At 50.4% G+C, this 21,495-nt stretch carries 19 protein-coding genes and 3 tRNA genes; all 22 read left to right on the forward strand.

Annotated features, from left to right (window positions below; translation table 11 throughout):
* Positions 1-125: 125 nt before the first annotated feature.
* The 22 genes from LK536_RS56245 to LK536_RS56350 all read left to right on the forward strand — a co-directional run bounded on the left by LK536_RS56245 (position 126) and on the right by LK536_RS56350 (position 21,422).
* Positions 126-323 carry a helix-turn-helix transcriptional regulator gene (locus LK536_RS56245; protein ID WP_008716207.1) on the forward strand — a complete coding sequence of 66 codons (198 nt, stop codon included), beginning with the start codon at positions 126-128 and terminating at the stop codon, positions 321-323.
* A 2-nt stretch (positions 324-325) separates the two neighbouring features.
* Entirely contained in the window at positions 326-814 is a 489-nt protein-coding gene (locus LK536_RS56250; RefSeq protein WP_227797152.1) for a hypothetical protein, read from the forward strand.
* Positions 815-829: 15 nt separating this feature from the next.
* Positions 830-1,612 (forward strand): MurR/RpiR family transcriptional regulator, encoded by a 783-nt coding sequence (locus LK536_RS56255; RefSeq protein ID WP_227797151.1) that lies wholly within the window; start codon positions 830-832, stop codon positions 1,610-1,612.
* A complete protein-coding gene (locus LK536_RS56260) occupies positions 1,590-2,345 on the forward strand; it encodes a MurR/RpiR family transcriptional regulator (RefSeq protein WP_025487205.1) in 756 nt (251 codons plus the stop codon). Before LK536_RS56255 ends, LK536_RS56260 begins: the two co-directional genes overlap by 23 nt.
* Positions 2,346-2,500: 155 nt before the next feature.
* Positions 2,501-3,466 carry an HAD-IIB family hydrolase gene (locus LK536_RS56265; RefSeq protein WP_227797150.1) on the forward strand — a complete coding sequence of 322 codons (966 nt, stop codon included), beginning with the start codon at positions 2,501-2,503 and terminating at the stop codon, positions 3,464-3,466.
* Entirely contained in the window at positions 3,466-5,166 is a 1,701-nt protein-coding gene (locus LK536_RS56270; protein WP_025487207.1) for an alpha-glucosidase, read from the forward strand. Before LK536_RS56265 ends, LK536_RS56270 begins: the two co-directional genes overlap by 1 nt.
* Positions 5,167-5,268: 102 nt before the next feature.
* On the forward strand, positions 5,269-7,224 hold the full coding sequence (locus tag LK536_RS56275; protein ID WP_227797149.1) for a PTS sucrose transporter subunit IIABC: 1,956 nt from the start codon (positions 5,269-5,271) through the stop codon (positions 7,222-7,224).
* Positions 7,225-7,406: 182 nt separating this feature from the next.
* Positions 7,407-8,084 carry a MurR/RpiR family transcriptional regulator gene (locus LK536_RS56280; protein WP_227797148.1) on the forward strand — a complete coding sequence of 226 codons (678 nt, stop codon included), beginning with the start codon at positions 7,407-7,409 and terminating at the stop codon, positions 8,082-8,084.
* Between the two features lie 265 nt (positions 8,085-8,349).
* Positions 8,350-9,948, forward strand: a complete 1,599-nt coding sequence (locus tag LK536_RS56285; protein ID WP_227797172.1) for a PTS transporter subunit EIIC — start codon at positions 8,350-8,352, stop codon at positions 9,946-9,948.
* Positions 9,949-9,962: 14 nt separating this feature from the next.
* Positions 9,963-11,288 carry a 6-phospho-alpha-glucosidase gene (locus tag LK536_RS56290; RefSeq protein WP_025487210.1) on the forward strand — a complete coding sequence of 442 codons (1,326 nt, stop codon included), beginning with the start codon at positions 9,963-9,965 and terminating at the stop codon, positions 11,286-11,288.
* Between the two features lie 29 nt (positions 11,289-11,317).
* Positions 11,318-11,791, forward strand: a complete 474-nt coding sequence (locus LK536_RS56295) for a PTS sugar transporter subunit IIA (RefSeq protein WP_155858524.1) — start codon at positions 11,318-11,320, stop codon at positions 11,789-11,791.
* A gap of 11 nt (positions 11,792-11,802) precedes the next feature.
* Positions 11,803-13,275: a serine hydrolase domain-containing protein gene (locus LK536_RS56300; protein ID WP_025487212.1), complete on the forward strand. Its 1,473-nt coding sequence runs from the start codon at positions 11,803-11,805 to the stop codon at positions 13,273-13,275.
* 168 nt (positions 13,276-13,443) lie between these two features.
* Complete coding sequence (locus LK536_RS56305) at positions 13,444-15,816, forward strand: heavy metal translocating P-type ATPase (protein WP_227797147.1); 2,373 nt, start codon at positions 13,444-13,446, stop codon at positions 15,814-15,816.
* Positions 15,817-15,918: 102 nt separating this feature from the next.
* On the forward strand, positions 15,919-17,316 hold the full coding sequence (locus LK536_RS56310) for an MBOAT family O-acyltransferase (RefSeq protein WP_331472308.1): 1,398 nt from the start codon (positions 15,919-15,921) through the stop codon (positions 17,314-17,316).
* A 39-nt stretch (positions 17,317-17,355) separates the two neighbouring features.
* Positions 17,356-18,453, forward strand: coding sequence for a hypothetical protein (locus LK536_RS56315; protein ID WP_227797145.1), 1,098 nt, complete (start codon positions 17,356-17,358; stop codon positions 18,451-18,453).
* Positions 18,454-18,567: 114 nt separating this feature from the next.
* Positions 18,568-18,641 (forward strand) — tRNA-Pro (locus tag LK536_RS56320).
* Positions 18,642-18,650: 9 nt separating this feature from the next.
* Positions 18,651-18,722: transfer RNA gene (locus LK536_RS56325), tRNA-Glu, on the forward strand.
* 66 nt (positions 18,723-18,788) lie between these two features.
* Positions 18,789-18,861: transfer RNA gene (locus LK536_RS56330), tRNA-Thr, on the forward strand.
* Positions 18,862-19,004: 143 nt separating this feature from the next.
* Positions 19,005-19,445, forward strand: coding sequence for a zinc ribbon domain-containing protein (locus LK536_RS56335; RefSeq protein ID WP_008716186.1), 441 nt, complete (start codon positions 19,005-19,007; stop codon positions 19,443-19,445).
* Positions 19,446-19,780: 335 nt separating this feature from the next.
* Positions 19,781-20,350, forward strand: coding sequence for a DNA-3-methyladenine glycosylase I (locus LK536_RS56340; RefSeq protein ID WP_227797171.1), 570 nt, complete (start codon positions 19,781-19,783; stop codon positions 20,348-20,350).
* Positions 20,351-20,445: 95 nt separating this feature from the next.
* Positions 20,446-21,144 (forward strand): helix-turn-helix domain-containing protein, encoded by a 699-nt coding sequence (locus LK536_RS56345; protein ID WP_227797144.1) that lies wholly within the window; start codon positions 20,446-20,448, stop codon positions 21,142-21,144.
* A complete protein-coding gene (locus tag LK536_RS56350; RefSeq protein ID WP_008716179.1) occupies positions 21,141-21,422 on the forward strand; it encodes a DUF503 domain-containing protein in 282 nt (93 codons plus the stop codon). Before LK536_RS56345 ends, LK536_RS56350 begins: the two co-directional genes overlap by 4 nt.
* Positions 21,423-21,495 lie beyond the last annotated feature (73 nt).

Consider the following 21,495-nt stretch of genomic DNA (forward strand, 5'->3'; position numbering starts at 1 on the left):
AGTTCCTTTTTTAAACAAGGATGTAAAATAAGCTTGACATTTGATGTAAAGTAAACTATACTTAAAAAGTAAAAGTTACTTTACATTTTTTGTATCCAGGTTTTAGGGATGAAAGGGTGGTGGGATTGAAGACTAAAATACAGGAACTGCGCAAACAGAACAAGGTAACCCAGGAGGAGCTGGCGGCCGCGCTGGGAGTGACCCGGCAGACCATCATTTCCCTGGAGAACGGCAAGTATAATGCATCACTGCAGCTGGCGTTTAAGATTGCCAGGTTTTTTGAACGAAGCATAGAGGAAATATTTTTATATGAGGAGGAATGATTATGTGGCTGAACCGGTTATTTATTGAGAGTCCTATTGATTTTGAGAAGAGATGCAGGAACCGGGTGTGGATTGGTGTCATGTTCCTGGTATTGGGGGCGGTGGCCCTGGTGCTGTCCTTTGTGGCCAGGGACCGGGTGATGGTAATGTACCTGGAACCGGGATATACGGATTATATCCCGGGGTTTTACGGAGGGACAGGGGCCGGGCTTGTGGCGGCGGGCGTCATTTCCATCATCAGGAATGTGAAGTACCTGAAGGATCCGGAACTGGGGAAGAAGCAGAAGATTTATGAGACGGATGAGAGGAACCGGATGCTGGGGCTGCGATGCTGGGCATATACGGGATATACCATGATGCTTACCCTTTATATCGGTATCCTGGTCAGCGGGTTCATCAGCCTGACCGTATCCAAGACACTTATGATAGTGACGGCCTTTTACGCGGTTGTGCTGTTTGTGTTCAGGCGGCTGCTTCAGAAGGCCATGTAGGAGGAACCCTCGGATATGGATCTGGAGAAAAGGATAAATGAGAATTATGACCGTCTGACGGCCAATGACCGTGAAGTGCTGAACCTGATCCTGAGGGATAAGGACAGGACCACACAGATGAACAGCCCGGAACTGGCCGCCCACTGCCATGTATCCAGGACCACCCTGGTAAGGCTGTTTAAGAAGCTGGGAATTGCCACGTTTGCGGAGTTCAGGCTGCTTTTACAGGAGAAGTCCGGCGGCGGCCCGGCATCCCGGCTGGATATGCAGGAAATCCTATCCGGCTATCACAGGATGGTGGATGACCTGAAGGCATATGATTATGATGCGGTGTGTCAGGTAATCCACGAGGCGGACACCATATACCTCTTTGGCACGGGCAATGAGCAGAAGGCGATTGGAGAGGAATTTAAGCGGATATTCCTGATGTTTGGGAAATGCTGCATTGACCTGTTTGATTACGGCGAGGTGGAGTATGCCTCCAGGAATTTTAAGGCGAAGGACCTGTTCATAGCGGTTTCACTGTCAGGGGAATCACAAAATGGCATTGATGTGCTGCGGTTTGTCCAGTGCAGGGATATACGCACCCTGTCCATCACCCGCTGGACCAATAACACCATGGCCAGGATGTGCCGGTATAACCTGTATGCAGGGACAAAGATGATAGGCGGGGGAGAGGGCGTTAAGCAAGGCGCCGGATATGAGATGGTGGCGGCATTTTACATCCTCTTGGACATCCTGTCTGTTAATTATCTGGAATATATGAGGGAAAGCCATGGGACTGGAAGAACGGTTTAATGAGAATTATCACAGGTTTACGGAAAATGAACAATATATATGCAGGTATCTGCTGGAGCATAAGGACAGCTGCATCAGGCTCAGCATAACGGAGTTTGCGGGAATGTGCCATGTGTCGGAGTCCATGCTGGTCCGTTTTGCCAAGAAGAACGGGCTCTCCGGATACGGGGAATTAAAGGCCAGGTTCAGGCTTGAGCAGGATACCGGGGACAGGCGGGAAGGGGAACTGCTTGATCTTGTGACGGACAGTTATCACAAGATGATGGATGAACTGATGCGCAGGGATATGACCTCCCTGTTTGAAAAGCTGCACAGGGCCAGACGTGTATTCCTGTATGGCAGCGGTTCCGCGCAGACCAGGGCTGCCAGTGAAATGAAACGCATCTTCCTTCCGGTGAAGGAGATGTTCCATATTAACGGACATGACATGCGGGGCGCCCTTTCCAGGGTGGTGACGGCAAGGGACATGGCGGTAATCATCTCCCTGTCCGGGGAATCCGGGGCAACGGTGGGCCTGGCAGAGGAACTGAGGCTCAGACAGGTTCCCATGCTGTCCATCACAAGGATGGGGAACAATACGCTGGCATCTGTCTGTGATGAGAACCTGTATATCCACTCCATTACCCTCCCGGCCAGTTACGGCATTGAGTATGAGATATCCACCCCATACTTCATCCTGATTGAGTATCTGTACCTGGCCTATCAGGATTACCTCTGCATGAAACTGCCATAACAGCCATATTGATGTGTACAAATATTCATTTATAGAAAATATGTACTATAAGTGTACAAAAGTTTTAAGAGGTCCCATCCTATTGATGGGGCTTTTTTTGTGTGATAGAATGGGTTCAGAACAAAGGAAGGAGTCAGGACTGATTGGAGGGAAGGATGATAAAGGCAGTCTTTTTAGACATAGACGGGACGCTGCGGGATGAACGGCATGGGATTCCGGCAAGTGCGGTACAGGCCATTGGGATGTGCAGAGAGTCGGGAATCCAGGTTGTCATCTGCACCGGACGGAACCTGGCTTCCATCCAGCCCGATGTAAAGGCCCTGACCGTGGACGGAATCATTGCAGGCGGCGGATGCCTTATACTGGAGGAAGGCCGGGTGCGGAAGAATCTGTTTTTTCAATATGAGGAAATAAAGGAAATGATTCACGTCCTGGTCCGGAAAGAAGTACCCTTTGCACTGGAAAGCCAGCAGGGGATATTCATGAATAAAGCCGCCAGCCTGTGGTTCAGGAAGGATTTTGAGAGGAAGCTGGAAGGGCTGGAGCCATGGGAAAGGCAGAGACGAAGGGAGGAAAATGGAATCCGCTATGAGGACAACATGGCATGGTACCGGCCAGGGCATGATGCCATCCACAAGGTCTGTATCTGGAGTCCCATGGATGAGCGTGAGGAAATGGAGGGTATGGCGTCCCGGGCAGGAACCATTGTCCAGCAGGGAGGACTGGACGGGCGGTGGTATCTGGAGGTCCTTCCCCCAGGATGCACAAAGGGGGAGGCCATCCGTGAATGGTGCAGGATGAAGGCGGTCAGCCCGTCTGACACCATCAGCTTTGGGGATGGCAGGAATGATATCGAAATGATCCTGTCCACGGGCATCGGCGTGGCAATGGCAGATGGGGATCCCGAACTGAGGAAGCGTGCAGACGCTGTGTGCGGGACGGCCATGGAGGATGGGATATGCCGGGAGCTGGTGAGGAGAGGCGTCATTTCCATGGAACCGTACGGTGTGGAAAACAGGGCCGGCATGAGGCGTGGAGCCAGTATGGAACGCAGGGCAGATATGGAAAAACAATACCAGCGTAGGACGCAGTATCAGGAAAATTTTAGGAGGGAAAAATAATGGCAGGTTCAGGAACTTGGTGGAAGGAAGAAGTAGTATACCAGATTTATCCCAGAAGCTTCAAGGACAGCAACAATGACGGGATCGGCGACATACGGGGTATCACGGAAAAGCTGGATTATCTGAAGGAACTGGGGATAACCATGCTCTGGATCTGTCCCATCTATCAGTCGCCCATGGATGACAATGGTTACGACATATCCGATTACTGTGCGCTGGCGCCGGAATTCGGAACCATGGAGGATTTGGATGAACTGATTGCAGAAGCAGGAAGGAAAGGGATTAAAATCATCCTGGACCTGGTCATCAACCATACGTCTGACGAACACCAGTGGTTCAGGGAAGCCCTCGAACACCCGGACAGCGGGTTCCATGATTACTATATTTTCAGGGAAGGCAGTAAACCGCCCTGCAACTGGCGCTCCATATTCGGTGGAAGCGTCTGGGAAAAGGTGGAGGGAAGGGATGAGTACTATTTCCACGCCTTTGGCAAAAAGCAGCCGGACCTGAACTGGGAAAATGAAAAACTGCGCAGACAGCTTTACAATATGGTCAACGGGTGGCTTGAAAAAGGAATTGCGGGATTCAGGATTGACGCCATCACGTTCATAAAAAAAGACCTGTCCTTTGCAGACCGGGAGCCGGACGGGGTGGACGGACTGGCTAAATGTACCAAGGGTTCCAGGAACCAGCCCGGGATTGGGGCATTCCTCAAGGAACTGAAACAGGAAACCTTTGATAAACACGGCTGTGTGACCGTGGCTGAGGCGCCGGGGGTGCCTTATGAGGATCTGGATGAGTTCATTGGACCGGACGGCTATTTTTCCATGATATTTGATTTCCGGTATGCGGACCTGGATATCGCGTCAGGCAGCGAGTGGTTTAAACGGCGCAGCTGGAACGTAAGGGAACTGGGCGGGAAGATCATGGACAGCCAGATGGCGGTGCAGAAATACGGCTGGAGCGCCAATTTCATAGAAAATCACGACCAGCCCCGTGCAGCCACAAAGTATCTTAAGGAGGCACAGGATGATCCGCAGGCAGTGAAGATGCTGGCCGCCATGTATTTCTTCCTGAGGGGAACACCTTTTATCTATCAGGGCCAGGAACTGGGGATGGTGAACTTTGAGCGGCAGTCTCCGGAGCTGTTTAACGATATTTCCAGTATTGACCAGTACCAGCGTTCGCTTGAGGAAGGGCTGGACCCGGATGAGGCGCTGAGGATCGTGAACCTGAGAAGCCGGGACAATGCAAGGACGCCCTTTCCATGGGATGGAAGCCGGTACGGAGGTTTTTCCCAGTCCCAGCCCTGGCTGCCGATGACCATGGAATATCCTGTCATCCATGCTGAGGCACAGTCAGGCGTACAGGACAGTGTGCTGGAATTTTACAAGTCCATGATACAATTCCGCCAGCACGGTCCGTACAGGGACTGCCTCATATACGGCAGCATACGGCCCATCGAAAGCAGCGGGAATGTAATCGCCTATGAGAGGCAGATGGATGATGTGACCATCTGGTGTTATTACAATTTCAGTCATACAGGGACACAGGAGAGGCTGCCGGATGACGCGGCAGGGGCGGTGGGCATCTGGGGAAATGATACGGATGCTGAGATAAGGGACGGCATGCTATGCCTGAAACCGTTCCAGGCCATATTGCTGAAGCAGGATGTTCCACAAAGCGGGACGCACAGCTGATAGAAATGGGATGCACTGCTGACGGAAAGCGGTTTTCAAACAGGCCAGTACCATTTTCACATATACGCGAAGTCATTTTCATATAATCGGGAGGGAATCAGGATGGAAGGGAATCAGTACCGGCAGGCGGCCGGGGCAATCGTAAATGCGGTCGGGAAGGATAACATTATTTCGGCAACACACTGTGCAACCAGGCTCAGGCTGATTGTGAAGGATAAGGATGGGATAGATGAAAAGGCCCTTTTAGCCATCGGGCTGGTGAAAGGGACGTTTTTCAACGCGGGACAGTATCAGATTATCCTGGGTACCGGCATTGTCAATAAGGTTTATGGGGAAATGCAGGACATGGGGCTTAACGTACTGTCCAAACAGGAACAGGATGAAATTGTCAAAAGCCAGCAAAAGGGCGTAAAACGCATGATGCGTATGCTGGGGGACATATTCATCCCTATCATTCCCGTGATTGCGGCCACCGGCCTGTTCCTGGGATTAAAGGGCTGCGTGTTCAATGACAATGTGCTGGGGCTTTTTGGCCTGTCCTCATCCATTATCCCGGACTATGTGGTGATTCTGGTAAATGTCCTTACGGAGACAGCATTTGCCTTCCTGCCCGCACTTATCTGCTGGTCCGCGTTCAAGGTGTTTGGAGGGATGCCGGTCATCGGCCTGGTCATCGGGCTGATGTTGGTATCACCCAGCCTGCCCAATGCCTACGCGGTGGCTGACCCTGGCAGCGGCGTCAGCGCGGTCATGGCATTTTCACGCATTCCCATTGTGGGCTGCCAGGGAAGTGTGCTGACAGCAATCCTGGCAGCGTTCGTGGGCGCTTCCATGGAGAAGAAGCTGAGGAAGATAATGCCCAATGCCCTGGATTTAATCATGACCCCATTCCTGGTCATGCTGGGGACCTTCCTGGTGGTCATGCTGGGAATCGGCCCTGTCATGCATGTGGTGGAACTGAATCTGGTGACCGTGGTGGAGCACCTGGTCCATCTGCCCTTTGGAATCGGCGGGTTCCTCATTGGCGCCACGTATCCCCTGCTTGTGATTACAGGGCTTCACCATACGTACACCATGATAGAAACATCCCTTTTGGCTAATACAGGGTTTAATCCTGTCATCACCCTCTGTGCCATGTACGGGTTTGCCAATGTGGGCACCTGTCTTGCATTTTTTGTGAAGTCCAAAAAGCAGAGTGTGCGGTCAACAAGTATCGGCGCAATGCTTTCACAGCTGTTTGGTATCAGTGAACCTGTCCTGTTCGGTATCCAGCTGCGTTATAATTTAAGGCCGCTGCTCATTATGCTGTTCACCTCAGGAATGGGGGCCGCGCTGCTGTCCGTGCTCGGAATCCAGTCCAATTCCTATGGGCTGGCAGTGCTGCCATCCTATCTCATGTATATTTATAAAGGGAGCCAGCTGCTGTGGTATTTCGTCATTTCCGTGTGCTCCGTGGCGTGCTGTTTTGTACTGACCTGCCTTTTTGGGATTCCGAAGGAAGTGCTTCAGGAGGATGAGGACGTTAAGGGGGGCATTCCTGTGGAATCGGATTCTGGAAAACCAGTACAGGAGACAATGCAGGAGACAATGCAGAAGTCAATGCAAAGGGAAATGCCTGAAATAACCTCTCCGGCCACAGGCACCCTGGTTCCCCTCAATGAGGTCAGGGACGAGGTGTTTGCCAATAAAGTCCTGGGCGATGGTTTTGCTGTTGATATTACGGATGGAAGGATCCTGGCCCCTGTGGACGGAACCGTTGCCGCGGCATTTGATACGGGGCATGCAGTGGGAATCCGTACAGAGGAAGGACAGGAAATCCTGGTCCATATCGGAATCGATACCGTTGAACTGGGCGGCCAGGGGTTCCGCCTCTGTGTGGAGCAGGGACAGAACGTAAAACGCGGGGACCTGATGGTGGAAGTGGATATGGATTATGTGAAGGGAAAAGGCAAGGACCTGACTACCATCGTGCTGTTTACTTCCGGTGAAGCGGTGGCTTTAAAGGAATACGGGAAAGTGACGGCGGGGGAAAGGCTTGACTGCCTGGTGAACGGTTAGGGGGTGTTCAGGGCTGCCCGGCGATAAACGCCCGGAAGCATTAAGACAGGCCCTGCAGGCATTTGGGAAGTACGGTTTCCGGGGATAGGCATCCCCTGTCCGGGAAATCGTACTTTTTTCTTTTGTAATTAAAAGTTTATGCTATAATAGACTCAAACCGTGTTGAGGGGAGAGTAGGTCAGATGAATGAGCTGAATGGTCTGCAGCGGCAGATTTTAGACGAAATAAAAGAAGACATCAAGAAAAACAGCGATATGTCCATTAAGGATTTTGCGAAGAGACACTATATATCCCCGGCATTCCTGGTGAACCTGTCAAAAAAGCTCGGGTATTCCGGTTACAGGGAATTGATATTCTCCATCAAATCCGACCACAAATCCCCGCCCGCTGCCCAGGACCGCGATTTGGCCGGAATCAGGAACACCATCATCAGCAACTATTCGGAAGAACTGGTGGATACCTTTATCCGGCACATGAAGGGGGCTAAGGAAAAATACGTATATGCCATGGGGGTTGGATACTCCATGGTGGCCATTGATTATATCAGCCGTAAGTGTGTCAGGGACGGCTACCGGCTGATATATACGGAAAGCCTGGGGGAATTGTCTGAGTTCAAGGATAACGTGGGCATTATGGTGTCAGAGTCAGGGGAAACCCAGCTGGTGATAGACGAAGCGGAAAAGTGCAGGCAGCACGGGTATTTTACCATTGCATTCCTGCGCAACGGGAACAGCCGTCTGAGGAAGATGGTGGACCTTCCGGTCATCATCCCCAAAGAGGAGTGGGAGGATGAGCTGCAGATCAATACCTTTGTATCCAATACCATCATTGCATTCCAATTATTGTTTTCCAAATTATAAAGGTTTGAAATATAATACAGGTGTGGCTGTATGGACTGTTGGAAACCGTTTATTCATGATATTGAATGGATAAACGGTTTTTTGCCGTGAATTATCTGAAACCGTGAACTATTTTACTCAGTATGAAGAGTTTCACGGATGCCCTGGAAGTATTGCATTTAAAAGTCCGGGTCATTATACTGAAAATACAAAAATACAGCCTGCGCAGGTAAAGGTATTTACACGTTGTAATGTATAAGGAGGGGTATCATTCATGTCTAATGGTATGAAAGCTTTTTTCCAAAAGCTAGCAAGAGCATTTTTAATTCCAGTATCCCTGATAGGTGTAGCATCGCTTATCATGGCCATTGGCTGTATTTTCACCGATGCGGCGATTATTAAGATGGTCCCGTTTTTTGCCAGTACACCCATTCAATATCTGGGGAACTGGATGGTAACCACAGGCGTGCAGGTCCTTCATAACCTGGCATTGGTTTACGCCATGGCGCTGGCCTTCGGCCTGGCGGCGGAAAAGAAAGAGTATGCGGCGCTGGGCGCGTTTATCGGTTATTTCGCCCTGCTTAAATCAATGAACCTGTTAATCACGACCTTCCCCACCGTAAGGGCCATGTTCCCTGAGACGGGCATCACGACGGTTCTGGGGGTGGAAACCGTCAATGTAGGAATCATGGGAGGCATCCTGGTAGGTGTTATCGTTGCAAACCTGCATAACAAATTTAAGGATATCAAGCTGCCAATGGCATTTTCCTTTTATCAGGGTACAAGATTTGTTCCAATCATATCTTTAATCGTACTCAGTCTTGTCGGACAGCTGCTGCCGTTCCTCTGGGTATATGTGCAGAGGGCGATTGATGCATTCGCAAAGGTGTTAGGCAGTCTGGGCATCTTCGGTCCCTTTGTCTATGCGCTTGGGGAGAGGGCGCTGATTCCCACGGGCCTGCATCAGATATGGAATACGATTGTAAGGAATACCTCCGTGTCAGGTGTATATACCTTTGCTTCCGGGGCAGTGGCTGAAGGCACGGTTGCCGGATATGCACAGTATCTGGTGGAAGGAGTGCCCACCAACGCATCGCTGGCACAGCTGGTTTCCTATTATTTCGGGCCGCAGATTCCCATGATGTTGGGCGGGCTTCCGGCAATCGCACTGGCTATCTACAAATGTGCGGATGCGGATAAGAGGGAGAGCATCAAGCCTCTGGTGGTAGCCGGGGCGCTGACAGCCATATTCGCAGCCATCTCAGAGCCGATTGAGTTCATCTTCCTGTTTGCGGCACCGCTTCTCTATGTGGTTTACAGCCTCTATACCGGATTAAGCTGGTTTCTGTGCTTTATCCTGGGCAGCGGTGTGGGCGGCGCTAATTCCAGCATCATCGGGTTGTTTACCAATGGATTCTTGCGGCCCGGCTCCAATGTTTGGGTGGTCTGCGTGGTTACCGTTCTGGAATTCATACTCTGCTATGTCACCTTCCGGTGGTGGATCATACATTTTGATGTAAAGACACCGGGGCGAGGGGGAGATTATGACGATTCACTGGCATTTGCAGCTGAGATTGCCAATATTGAAATGCCGGCAGCAAAAACAGGGGAACCGGCCGGACTGGATACCAGGAATCCCGAGATGTTGAAGGCACAGCTAATCGTAAGGGGCCTTGGCGGTAAAGATAATATCATGGAGACGGAAGCATGTATGTCACGGCTCCGCGTGGTTGTGAAGGACTATTCCCTGATTGATGAAGCAATCCTCAAGAAGACGGGATGCAACGGGATTGTAAAAGTAAGCGGCAATGAAATCCAGATTGTTTACGGGACAACCGTGACATTAATCAAGAAGACGGTTGACAAGGTAATGGAAAATAGTTAAGGAGAGAATGTAAAATGAAAAAGTATTCAGTAGTGATTGCGGGCGGCGGAAGCACTTACACACCTGAGATTGTATGCACATTGCTTGCACATCTTGACAGGTTCCCGTTAAGGAAGATTAAACTGTATGATAATGATGAGGAAAGACAGAGCCAGCTGGCAGAGGCATGCAGGATCCTGGTCATGGAAAAGGACCCTGAGATTGAGTTCCTGGCAACCGTGGACCCGGAAGAGGCTTACACGGACATCGATTTCTGCCTGGCACATATCCGGGTAGGGAAACTGCCCATGCGTGAAAAAGATGAGAAGATTGCATTAAAGCATGGATGCGTGGGACAGGAGACATGCGGTCCTGGCGGGATTACATATGGGATGCGATCCATTGCAGGTGTGCTGGAAAACATTGATTATATGGAAAAATATTCCCCGGATGCCTGGATGCTCAACTATTCCAATCCAGCGGCCATTGTGGCAGAGGCCACCAGGCGGTTCCGTCCTGATTCAAAGGTCATCAACATCTGTGACATGCCCATTGGCCTGGAGGACAGCATAGCCAGCATTGCAGGGCTTAATGACCGCAAGGAAATGGATGTGCGCTATTTTGGGCTGAACCACTTTGGATGGTGGTGTGATATCAGGGACAAGGCCGGCAATGATTTGCTGCCAAAGGTCAGGGATTACATGCTGGAAAAGGGATTTGTGTCACCGGCCATGACATCCAACCAGCAGGAATACAGCTGGAAGGATACCTATTACAAGGCAAAGGATGTCCTGAGCCTGGACCCCACCATGATTCCCAACAGTTATTTCAAGTATTACCTTTTCCCGGATTACGTGGTTGCGCACTCAGACCCCGGCCATACACGGGCCAATGAGGTCATGGAAGGAAGGGAGACAGAGGTTTTCACGGCCTGTAAGGAAATTGCCGAAAAGGGCACTGCAAAGGGCAGCTATCTGGAGGTGACGAATCATGCGACATTTATCGTTGACCTGTGCATTGCCCTGGCCCTTAACACCCATGAAAGAATGCTGTTGATTGTTCCCAATAATGGTGCTATTGTTAACTTTGATGATGATGCCATGGTGGAGATACCATGCCTGGTGGGAAAGGATGGCTATGAGCCGTTATCCATCGGAAGGATACCCACGTTCCAAAAGGGATTGATGGAACAGCAGGTGGCAGTGGAAAAGCTGGTGGTGGATGCATGGGAGGAAGGCTCTTACCATAAGATGTGGCAGGCATACACGCTGTCCAGATGCGTGCCCAGCGCCACGGTTGCCAAGGCGCTTCTGGACGATTATATTGAAGCCAACAAGGAATACTGGCCGGAACTGAAATAATGAGGATGAAGTAGGAAGGTGATAAGGTGTTGGGGATATTTAAAAAGAAAATCAGTGTCTGCGCTCCTTTTGACGGAAGGACCATGGATATGACCGAGGTCAGGGATCCTGTCTTTGCACAGCTTATGATGGGGGATGGATGCGCCATCATACCGGCATCGGGAGATGTGTTCGCGCCTGTGCCGGGACGGGTGGAACTGATTGCAGGGACACGGCACGCCATATGCCTGAAGACGGATGAAGGGCTTGAGCTTATGATCCACTATGGCATTGATACCGTAAAATATGGAGGAGAAGGATTTGATATGAAGGCAGCCGTGGGACAGCAGGTCCAGGTTGGGGACCTGTTATGCCATGCTGATATGGACTATTTCAAAAAACAGGGCGTTGACCTGACATCCCCGATACTGGTTTTGGACTCCGATAAGTTTTCAGTTGTCAACAAACAGCTGGGAAAAGAAGTGACAGCAGGAGAACCCATTTTCTCTGTTGTCAGGAAATAGGAGGGGGTACGGTGCCAACATATGAATTAGAGCAATCTACCTGTGAAAAGGAAGGGGTGGATTCGCGGGGGATACTAGCCTTTATTCGCAGATTAAAAGAACGTGATATCCATTTACATACGTTCACAATGGCACGGCATGGGAAGCTGATTGCCCAGGTTAATGCATTTCCATATAAGAATACATGCAGGCATGTGGAGAATTCGGTTACCAAGACATTCACATGCGTGGCTGTGGGCATCCTTCATGACAGAGGGCTGTTACGCCTGGATGAACCGGTGCATCCCTATTTTTCCAATCCTTCTTATGCAGAAAATGGATTGGGAACCCTTACCATCCGGCATCTGCTGACCATGGCCATGGGACAGGATGGGCCTGATATGTTTGCGGCAGGGGATGACAGCAGGGACTGGTGTGAAAGTATATTTGACCGACGCGTAACGGATCTGCCCGGAAGCCGTTTTTACTATAATTCCATGGCCTCCCATATGCTGTCGGCAATCGTGACAAAGATAACAGGCAAAAGCCAATGTGGATTCCTGAAAGAAAACTTTTTTGATTTGTGCGGGATTCAGGATTATGACTGGCTGGAAGACCCTTCCGGATATTCCATCGGCGGGGTTGGCCTTTACATGAAGGGAACGGACTTGATTAAGCTGGGGCAGCTGTTCCTGAACAGGGGTGTACTGAATGGACACCGGATCCTGTCAGAGGAATGGTGTGCGCTTGCAGCCTCTAAGCAGATAGACACCGCGCCCGGTTATCCGGCCTATAAAACAGAAAGCACCCAGGGATATGGTTTTCAGATGTGGCGGTGTACGCACAACGGATACCGTGCGTCCGGATTATTTGGGCAGATGTGCGTGGTGCTGCCGGATTGTGACACCACGTTTGTGATGAATTCATCCACGGCAGGCTCGCAGCCTCTTCTGGATACATTTTTTGAAACCGTATATCCGTGTATCGGGAATGAACCGCTAAAAGAGTGTCCTGAAAATGTGCAAAGAATCCTGGAGCTGAGCCATATCCTGGACGCACAGCCGGTTACGGGCAACGCCATTCCTGCTTACCAGGATTCCATCAATGGCAGGAAGATACGTTTCCGGGATGCGGATAAGTACATACGTCTTACCTTTCTTTCAGATGACTGCAGTTTTGAAATCGGGGAAGGGGACCGCACCTTTTCCTGCTGTCTGGGAAAACAGGAATACAGGGCCGGGGCAACCGACCTGGACCAGTATCTGATGCGCTACGGAAGCTATATGCAGACAGCAAAGCCCAGGAGCCATGCCCCGTCAGCCTATGGTTCCTATGCCTGGCTGGGGGCTTCCCATATGAGGATCCGGGTCCTGTTAAATGACCATACCTCATACAATGAATGGGACATTTATTTTGACAGCTATATGGCAAGGCTGGATGAGAATTTTAAGTATCTGATTGAAGGATACGATTATCATACGCAGAATATCCTGCTGATGCCATAAAAACAACAGGGTAATAAGGGAAACCTGCTGGAAAGCCAGATGACACATGGCTTTTAACAGCAGGTTCCTTTTATTTATAAATTGATAAACCGGCTTCATGCAGGGCATACTGATACGGGAGCGTGTTGGAAAATCCAAACACATCCTGGTATGAGAGGAGCAGAAGATATGAGGACAGAACAGTACCGCATAGATGGCATGTCCTGCGCGGCCTGCAGCAGCGCGGTGGAGCGTGTGACGAAAAAACTGGGAGGGGTGGAGGACAGCCATGTGAACCTGACCACCAGCCGGATGGTGATAACCTATGATGAGGATCAGGTGACTTCCGGCATGATACGTGAGGCCATATCCAAAGCCGGATACGGCGCCAGCCTTGTGGCGGAGGAGCCGGACAGGAAAATGGAGGAAGAGGAATGGCAGCAGCAGGAGGAACATCTGCAGTCTGCCAGGAACCGTGTGATTACGGCTGTCTGCTTTTCCATCCCGCTGCTCTACATTTCCATGGGACATATGCTTCCGTTTTCCCTTCCCCTGCCTGCATTCTTGGAAATGGACAGGAATCCGCTGAACTTTGCCCTGGCGCAGCTGATCCTTACCGTGCCAATCCTGGTCTGCGGTTACCGGTTCTATGTGGTGGGCATCCGTTCCCTCATAAAGGGAAGCCCCAACATGGATTCCCTGGTGGCCATCGGCACGGGAAGCGCATTTGCCTACAGCCTTGTGATGACCCTGGGAATCCCGGCCGACCATATGAAGGCGCACCAGCTGTACTATGAGTCGGCCGCCGTGGTCGTAACCCTGGTGATGCTTGGCAAGTACATGGAGAGCCGGAGTAAGGGAAAGACCTCGGAGGCCATCCGCAAGCTGATGGAACTGGCGCCTGACACAGCCCTTCTTTACGAAAATGGTGTGGAGCGTGAGGTGGAAACCGGGCAGGTGGAGGCGGGGCAGCATATACTAATCAAGCCTGGCAGCAGGATTCCTCTGGACGGGGTCCTGGTACAGGGAAGCAGTACCGTGGATGAATCCATGCTGACGGGCGAGAGTATTCCGGTAGAGAAACAGACAGGGGACCGTGTGATTGGGGGCAGCATGAATTACAACGGAGCAATGGAAGTGGAGGTCACCCATGTGGGCAGCGATACCACACTGTCTAAAATCATCCGGATGATAGAGGATGCCCAGGGCAGGAAAGCCCCCATATCCAAACTGGCTGACACGGTGGCCGGGTATTTTGTGCCGGCTGTGATGGTTATCGCCCTGGCAGCCGCCCTTATGTGGTGGATAGTGGGAGGCAGGGACCTGTCCTTTGTGCTTACCATATTCGTGGCTGTCCTTGTGATTGCCTGTCCCTGTGCGCTGGGGCTTGCCACGCCGACGGCCATCATGGTGGGGACCGGGGTGGGGGCCGGACACGGCATCCTCATAAAAAGCGGGGAGGCCCTGGAGGTCTGTCATAAGGTGGACGCCGTAATCCTGGATAAGACAGGAACCATCACGGAGGGCCGGCCCAAGGTGACGGATGTAAGCGTAATCAGCGATTCGGTGGTGGAGCAGGTGTGGAAACTGGAGAGTGCGGCCCTGCCAGGTGTCACACCGCCCAATGAGACGGAGGACGGAACCCTCAAAGACAGTACAAAGGCAGCAGCGCCTTCCGATGCGGAGAAAAAAGAACACCTTCTATTCCTGGCAGCATCCTGTGAACAGATGTCAGAACATCCCCTGGGCCAGGCCATTGTCCAGGCGGCCAGGGAGAAGCAGATGGAACTGGTCATGCCGGAGTCGTTTGAGAGCGTGACCGGCGCAGGTATCCTGACCTCCTTAAACGGCTGGAAGGTGGCTGTTGGCAACCGCCGCCTTCTGAAGCATCTGAATGTCCCTGTATCGGATGAAACAAAAAAGCAGGCGTCGGAATATGCAGGCATTGGCAAGACCCCCATGTATGTTGTGGTGGACGGCCGTCTGGCCGGACTGATCTGCGTTGCGGACACCATCAAAGAGACCAGCGTGGAGGCGGTGGGGAAGATTAAAAAACTGGGTGTGCAGGTCTATATGGTAACAGGAGATAATGAGAAGACGGCCCAGTATATTGGACGCCTGGCCCATGTGGACAAGGTGGTGGCGGAGGTATTGCCGGAAGATAAGGCAGATGTGGTAAACCGGTTGCAGAAACAGGGAAAAACAGTTATGATGGTAGGTGATGGAATCAACGATGCGCCAGCCCTTGTCCAGGCGGATGTGGGCTGCGCCATTGGCAGCGGCAGTGACATTGCCCTGGAATCCGGGGATGTGGTGCTGATGAAATCCGATCTGATGGATGTGTACCGTGCCATCAGACTCAGCAAAGCAACCATACGCAATATTAAACAGAATCTGTTCTGGGCATTCTTCTACAACACGCTGGGAATCCCTGTGGCGGCAGGCGCCCTGTATCTGTTAGGCGGCCCGCTTTTAAGTCCCATGCTGGGAGGGTTGGCCATGTCCCTAAGTTCCGTATGTGTGGTGGGCAACGCGCTCAGGCTCAGGAATCTGACGCTCTGATCATAAAAATCACAAATGAAAAAGGATACAAGGATCATGCAGTTTAATTCATATCTGTTCATAATGTTATTTCTCCCGTCCTGTATTGGAGGGTATTTCGGATTGCAGCACTTGGGAAGGAAGACAGGGGCCAGGCTGTTCCTGGCCGCCATGTCCCTTCTGTTTTTTGCTTATGGCAATCCATGGTACCTGCTTCTGCTCTTAGCCAGCACCGGGTTCAACTGGGGAATTTCACGGATGCTTCTGGAAAATGTAAAGGAGGCCGGTTCCGCCCCCTCCCCGGGCCGGGATGGAGGCAAAAGGAAGGCCATCCTCATACTGGGCATCGGAGCCAACCTGGGACTTCTTTTCTATTATAAATACTTCAACTTTTTCTTGGAGAACCTGAACCTGTTCCTGAAACAGGATTTATTGCTGACAAGGATCCTCCTGCCTGTGGGCATCAGCTTTTTTACGTTCCAGCAGGTTGCATGGCTGGTGGATTCCTATAGAGGTGAAACAGGAGGGTACGGTTTCCTTGATTACGCCATTTTCACGGTGTATTTCCCCAAGATTGCCATGGGCCCGATTCTTTTGCACAGGGAGTTCATTCCGCAGCTAACGGAAGAGGCGCGCCGGAGGATGGATTCGGAGAATATGTCCAAGGGACTCATGGTGTTTGCCGCAGGTCTTTTTAAGAAGGTAATACTTGCGGAGTTTTTTGCAGGCCCGGTGGCCTGGGGATTTTCACAGGTGGGACTGTTGAGCGCTGCCGATGCATTCCTTGTGATGCTGGCCTATACCTTCCAGCTGTATTTTGACTTCAGCGGGTACTGCGACATGGCGGTAGGGATTTCACAGATGTTCAATCTGGAACTGCCCCAGAATTTCAATTCTCCCTACAAGGCGCTTTCCCCGGTGGATTTTTGGAAACGGTGGCATATGACTTTGACACGGTTCCTGCGCAATTACATATATTTTCCCCTGGGCGGAAGCAGGAAGGGAAAGGTGCGCACTTATGTGAATGTGATGGCTGTATTCCTGGCCAGCGGCCTGTGGCATGGGGCCAACTGGACATTTATCCTGTGGGGTATGATCCACGGGGCGGCACAATGCCTTAACCGTATGTTTGACAGGCAGTGGAACAGGCTTCACATTGCGTTCCAGTGGATGGCCACCTTCCTGTTCGTGAACCTGGGCTGGGTCATATTCAGGGCTGACAGCATTTCCCAGGCAAAACAGTTTTTTAAGAGACTGGTGTGCTTTGGGAACATGCAGATAAATCCGGGGTTCATAGAAAGTTTTAAGATGGTGGAGCTGCCCCAGGTTTTCTTAAATCACAGGATCATGACCATATTCCTGATTTACGGCATTGCAATCCATCTGGTGATGAACACCAGGAACATGGCGGAGGCAGGGCTTAAGCCCACGGTGCAAAGGGCCGCCGGGACAGCGGTTATGCTTGTGTGGTCAATCATATCGCTGGCCGGGATTACCACTTTTATTTATTTCCAATTTTAAGGATGTTTAATTTTATCGGTATTGACAGGAGATACAGCATTGGATATACAGACAGATAGCAGGGATGGACAGAAGAAATACTGGGGAAGATGGCTGGGCCTTACGCTGGGGCTTACCGTTTTGGGGCTGGCTGCCCTGGGAGGGCTTGTGGCAGTGGTGGACCCCTTTTTCCATTATCATGGGCCAGTGAAAGGGCTGGCATATACATTGGACAGCGAGCGTTACCAGAACGATGGCATCAGCCGGCATTTTACATACGATGCGGTGCTCACAGGCACATCCATGACGGAGAACTTCAAGGTATCCCTGTTTAATCAGCTGTTCGGGGTGGATGCAATCAAGATCCCGTACGGCGGGGGATATTATAAGGAAGTGGATGAAGCGGTGTGGCGGGCCATTTCCTATCATCCGCAGATTAAGATGGTGTTCAGGAGCCTGGATAAAAGCTTCCTCATGTATGACAAGGATGAGTGGAATCCCACGGCGCCGGCGCCGGATTACCTGTTTGACAGGAATCCGTGGAACGATGTGGATTACATATGGAATAAAGAAGTGATTTTCGGCAATATACGCAGCATATTGAACCGGACAAAGGCAGGGGCAGATATGACCACCTTTGACGGATATATGCACTGGGCGCCTGATAAGGAGTGGGGCAGGGAGGCTGTGCTTAAGACCTTCGTGCGCCTGGAAGGGAACATGGAGCCGGTACCGTTTACCATGGAAGACAGGCAGATGGTTGAAGGCAATGTGGAACAGAATATACTGGCCGTTGCAAGGGCTAACCCGGATATTACATTCTATTGCTTTATCCCTCCCTACAGCATTGCGTACTGGGACAGCGAGCTTGTGGCAAAGGGGGATTTTGAACGCCAGCTTACGGCGCTCCGCCTGATGGCGGATATGCTCCTTACCTGTGACAATATCCGGCTGTTTGGGTTTGATGACCAGTTTGACATCATCTGCGACCTGGATAATTATATGGATGTCATCCATTACTCCGAGCAGGTGGGGGACCGGATACTGGAGTGGATGGCAGCAGGGGAGCACAGGCTGACCCGTGATAATGTGGACCGGTATTTTGAGACAATCAGGGATTTTTATGGGAGCTACGATTATGGCAGGATTTACGATTAATGGGAATGCAGGATGGGGCAGGATTACTTCAAAATAAAATTCTGAGTTTTTTTAAAAACTTTGACAATTTATGGTTGACATTCTGCCATATTTGTATTATACTACCAAAGGTATCGAGGCGTGGCTCAGTTTGGTAGAGCGCTGCGTTCGGGACGCAGAGGCCGCGTGTTCGAATCACGTCGCCTCGATTCACCTAAGGCCTGATGGTCAAGCGGCTAAGACGACGCCCTCTCACGGCGTAAACCCGGGTTCGATTCCCGGTCAGGTCATGATGAAGAGGCTGTTGCGTGAGCGACAGTCTTGTTTCATCTAAGGGACAGCATGACTGTCCGGATGCCACTGTAGCGCAGTTGGTAGCGCAACGCATTCGTAATGCGTGGGTCGCCGGTTCGAGTCCGGCCAGTGGCTTATCGAAAATCCCTTGAGAAATCAAGGGATTTTTTTTGATATATATGCTGCCATTTATCGATTGGAATAGCAATAGACGATTGCTTGAAAGGAAAACATACATACGCTATAATAGATTCATTCCATAGAGGGAGGGTGAAAGTATGGATACAAAGGATGTATTGAAAAACATCCGTGTTAAAAACAAGCTGACCCAAGATGAAATGGCTGAAAGGTTATCTGTTACACGTCAGGCCGTTTCACGTTGGGAAAACGGTGACTCAACGCCGAATATAGAAACATTAAAACAGATTTCCATAGCATTTGATGTTTCTATCAATACATTACTGGGAAGTCCAAGAAAACTCATTTGCCAGTGTTGCGGTATGCCATTGGAAGATGATAGTGTTATCAGCCGGGAGACAGATAACAGCTTTAATGAGGACTATTGCAAATGGTGTTATACAGACGGACAGTTTGCATATGAGACTATGGACAGATTGCTTGAATTTTTGGTAAGCCATATGTCGGATGGCAATTTTACTCCAGAACAGGCAAGGGCATATTTTTCTGAACAGCTTCCTAAATTGAAACACTGGAAATAATGTATCTTTGTTACACGGTAGACGTTTTGAGGCTTCGATTGCGTAACACAGTCATTGAAAACTGAATAACCGCTATCCTTACAGCAGCACTGCTGAGCAGGAAATCAAAAGAACCGTCTGGTCATGGGCGGTTCTTTTGATTTCCTGACATTTAAACGTTGATATGGGCAAATGGTCCATGTAACGGGCGGAAACAAAATAATAGCAGAAACCGTCACTATTCCATGTTATAATGGATTTGTACAGAAAGCAGCAATCCGGAAAAAAGCAGGTTGTTTATGGAAAACAGCATGGATGGAACAGCCGGGTTCAAAACACCGATTGGAGGAAAAGGAATGGATGAAAAGGTAAGATGCGCCTGGGCGGGAGACTCCCAGATATACATTGATTATCATGATAATGAATGGGGCCGCCCCGTACATGATGATGACAGGCTGTTCGAAATGCTGATATTAGAAACCATGCAGGCAGGGCTTTCATGGATAACGGTCCTGAAGAAAAGGGAGGCATTCCGCAAAGCTTTTGATGGATTCAAGCCAGAACTGGTGGCCTGTTATGACGATAAGAAGATTGAGGAACTTATGGCAGATGAGGGCATCATAAGAAATCGCCTGAAAATCAACGCGGCCATAAGTAATGCCAGGGCATTCCTCGCAGTCCAGGCCCGGTACGGCAGTTTTGACCGGATGATATGGGGGTATGTGGACAATACGCCCATTGTGGGCCACTGTGAAAATATCAAGGATCTGCCAGCCACAACCGCGCTGTCAGACCGGATCAGCAAGGACCTGAAAAAACTTGGTTTTAAGTTTGTCGGTTCAACGACCATATATGCCTTTATGCAGGCCGTTGGAATGGTTAATGACCATGTCACAGGCTGTTTCCTCTATAACAACATCAAATAATGGGGATTTCGGGCCTGCAATGAATTGTTGCGTGACCAAATCCGGCATTCTGTGGTATGTTTAATCTATAAAACAGTGTGCCGGGAGGAATCGGGATGAGCAGCATAGGGAAAAATATCAGGAACCTGAGAAAACAGAAGAAGATGTCCCAGGAACAGCTTGCAGGGCTTTTGCATGTGACAAGGCAGGCTGTCTCAAACTGGGAGACCGGCAGAACCCAGCCGGATATTGAAACGCTGGAAGCCATTGCAGGAGCTTTTGACACGGATATCCTCATGGTCTTATACGGGCGCCGCCAGGAAGAGGCGGATGCAGAGACAAGACAGGCACAGAGAAAACAGTGTATCAGGAATGCCCTTTTGTGGGGGGCCTTAACGTTGACAGGGACCTTGATTTATGTATTCACAAAGGACTGGACGGAAAGGATGGCCCAGCACTATTATGACGGTCTGCCGCGCTTCCTGTCCGTTCTCATCCTGTGTCCGGCCTGTTTCTTTGCAGGAACGCTTACCTTCATGAATATAATGGGGTTTTTAGGGGATATCAGGATAAGACAGGCATGGGTGAGGAGGACGGTATTGGGGATATCCATCGGGATTCTGGTTTTTTATTTCATAGCGGCATCGGGCGTACTTCTGCCGCTGCTGTTGCCAGACGTGCATCTGTTTGATGAATTGTTCATGGGACTGAACCATATCAGCCTGCTTTTAGGTTACCGGCTGGCAAAGGTGCCGCCTTTGTTCTTTGTATCAGCAGCCGGCATATTTCTTGGAATGAAAGGGGATAAGGGATGACAATATTAGCATTGAGAATCAGGCTTCATGCACCATGGGTGCATTCGCTGAAGGAAAAAAGGATGGTTGTAAAAAGCCTGCTTGCAAAGCTGCAGAACAAATTCAATGTTTCTGCAGCGGAAGTGGGTGAGCAGGATATCCATCAGATCATCGTCATAGGACTGGCGGCCGTGGCTGCCCATCAGGCACAGGCAGACAGTATCCAGGAAGAGATTGGAACGTTTGTGGCACAGAACACGGAAGCTGAGATACTGGATATTGAAAGGGAAATTTACTAGAGCGTGTTTGAAAATTAAAAGTTGCACAAAACATATGTTTCACTGCCCTTTTTCATGTTAAAATAAAAGAAAA

This window comes from Clostridium pacaense, from assembly GCF_020709765.2.
In the GTDB taxonomy this organism is placed as follows: Bacteria; Bacillota; Clostridia; order Lachnospirales; family Lachnospiraceae; genus Enterocloster; species Enterocloster hominis.

Bases quoted from the DNA above. Each gene is read 5' to 3' on its own strand.
- LK536_RS56280 (WP_227797148.1), top strand. From the start codon at position 7,407: ATGAATGAGCTGAATGGTCTGCAGCGGCAGATTTTAGACGAAATAAAA.
- LK536_RS56305 (WP_227797147.1), top strand. From the start codon at position 13,444: ATGAGGACAGAACAGTACCGCATAGATGGCATGTCCTGCGCGGCCTGC.
- LK536_RS56275 (WP_227797149.1), top strand. From the start codon at position 5,269: ATGGAAGGGAATCAGTACCGGCAGGCGGCCGGGGCAATCGTAAATGCG.
- LK536_RS56260 (WP_025487205.1), top strand. From the start codon at position 1,590: ATGGGACTGGAAGAACGGTTTAATGAGAATTATCACAGGTTTACGGAA.
- LK536_RS56270 (WP_025487207.1), top strand. From the start codon at position 3,466: ATGGCAGGTTCAGGAACTTGGTGGAAGGAAGAAGTAGTATACCAGATT.
- LK536_RS56345 (WP_227797144.1), top strand. From the start codon at position 20,446: ATGAGCAGCATAGGGAAAAATATCAGGAACCTGAGAAAACAGAAGAAG.
- LK536_RS56340 (WP_227797171.1), top strand. From the start codon at position 19,781: ATGGATGAAAAGGTAAGATGCGCCTGGGCGGGAGACTCCCAGATATAC.
- LK536_RS56250 (WP_227797152.1), top strand. From the start codon at position 326: ATGTGGCTGAACCGGTTATTTATTGAGAGTCCTATTGATTTTGAGAAG.
- LK536_RS56265 (WP_227797150.1), top strand. From the start codon at position 2,501: ATGATAAAGGCAGTCTTTTTAGACATAGACGGGACGCTGCGGGATGAA.
- LK536_RS56290 (WP_025487210.1), top strand. From the start codon at position 9,963: ATGAAAAAGTATTCAGTAGTGATTGCGGGCGGCGGAAGCACTTACACA.
- LK536_RS56335 (WP_008716186.1), top strand. From the start codon at position 19,005: ATGGATACAAAGGATGTATTGAAAAACATCCGTGTTAAAAACAAGCTG.
- LK536_RS56255 (WP_227797151.1), top strand. From the start codon at position 830: ATGGATCTGGAGAAAAGGATAAATGAGAATTATGACCGTCTGACGGCC.
- LK536_RS56285 (WP_227797172.1), top strand. From the start codon at position 8,350: ATGAAAGCTTTTTTCCAAAAGCTAGCAAGAGCATTTTTAATTCCAGTA.
- LK536_RS56350 (WP_008716179.1), top strand. From the start codon at position 21,141: ATGACAATATTAGCATTGAGAATCAGGCTTCATGCACCATGGGTGCAT.